The organism is Microbacterium sp. B19, from assembly GCF_000333395.1.
Taxonomy (GTDB): Bacteria; Actinomycetota; Actinomycetes; order Actinomycetales; family Microbacteriaceae; genus Microbacterium.
The window spans coordinates 1-1,559 of record NZ_BADA01000491.1; the positions used below are offsets into that span (position 1 = coordinate 1).

2 protein-coding genes are annotated in these 1,559 nt (G+C 70.1%); both read left to right on the forward strand.

The features are described from left to right. Positions 1-687 (forward strand): ABC transporter permease (locus I5G_RS16940; protein ID WP_022880123.1); only part of this gene is annotated, 687 nt, incomplete at its 5' end. Positions 688-767: 80 nt separating this feature from the next. Continuing rightward, a partial coding sequence (locus I5G_RS16945) for an ABC transporter substrate-binding protein (protein ID WP_022880124.1) occupies positions 768-1,559 on the forward strand: 792 nt, incomplete at its 3' end.

Below are 1,559 nucleotides of genomic sequence, written 5' to 3' on the forward strand. Positions count from 1 at the left end.
GGCAACGCCCCGCGGATGCTCCCCGACCCCGTCGCGATCNTCAGCGAAGGCATCCAGCGCTTCCCGCTCATCGTGGAGGCCGCCGCGATCACGGGCACCAACGCGCTGGTGGGCCTCGTCGCGGGCACCGTCCTCGCCGTCGCGCTGGCCGCCCTGGCCGCGACCTGGCGCCCCGTCGACGGCATGACCGCTCCCCTGGTCGCCGCGCTCGCCGTCGTGCCGATCGTCGCGATCACCCCGATCCTCAACACGATGTTCGGCGCCTCCAGCCAGTTCGGTCGCGAGGCGGTCGCCGCCATCGCGGCCTTCGTCCCGGTGTTCGTCAACACGCTGCGGGGGCTGCGGCAGACGCGTCCGGTGCAGCGCGACCTGTTCCGCGCGACCGCGGCGTCGGGCGCGCAGACGTTCCGCTTCCTCACCCTCCCCACCGCGCTGCCGTACCTGCTCACCGGCATCCGCGTCGCCGCATCCCTCGCGGTGATCTCCGCCCTCGTCGCCGAGTACTTCGGCGGCCCCTCCGACGGCATCGGCACTGCGATCGCCACCTACGCCAAGTCGGGGCGCGCCGCCCTCGCCTGGGCGTTCGTAGGCGGCGGCATCGTGATCGGTCTCGTCTTCTTCCTCGTCACCTCGCTGCTCGAACGCGTCGTCGCACGGCGCCTCGGTGCGGGGCGTCCGCCGGCCTGACCGGCATCCTTCCCGTCCGCCCTCGACAGAACAGGTTCCACCGCTCCACACCTGCACCACCCGCACCCGAAAGGACTCCCATGACACACAGCACACGCCGCGTCCTCAGCGCGGCCGCGGGGATCGCCGTGGCATCCCTCGCCCTCTCCGCCTGCGCCGGCGGTTCCAGCGCGCCCGCCGAGTCGAGCGCCGACTTCACTCCGCTGACCTCGGTCAAGCTGCAGCTGCAGTGGCTGCCCCAGGCGCAGTTCGCCGGCTACTACGTCGCCCTCGACAAGGGGTACTTCCAGGAGGAGGGCTTCGACAAGGTCGACGTCGTCCCCTCCGGCGGCGACATCGTGCCCCAGGACGCCCTCGTCGCCGGTGACGTCGACTTCGCCGTCGCCTGGGTGCCGAAGGTCCTCGGCACCATGGAGAACCAGGGCGTCGAGCTCACCGACATCGCCCAGGTGTTCCAGAAGTCCGGCACGACCCAGGTGTCGTGGAAGGACTCCGGCATCACCAAGGTCGACGACTTCGAAGGCAAGCGCATCGGCTCGTGGGGCTTCGGCAACGAGTGGGAGATCTTCGCCGCGATGGCCGACAAGGGCCTGGATGCCACGACGGTCAAGATCACGACCCAGGACTTCTCGATGAACGCGCTCCTGGACAAGGACGTGGATGCCGCCCAGGCGATGACCTACAACGAGCTGGCGCAGCTGCTCGAGACGGTCAACCCCGCCACCGGGAAGCTGTACACGATGGACGACATCAACGTCATCTCGTACGAGGACACCGCCGGCGCCATGCTCCAGGACGCGATCTGGGCCGACACGAAGCGTCTCTCGGACGACCCCGCCTACGCGGACGCCGCCACGCGCTTCCTCAAGGCC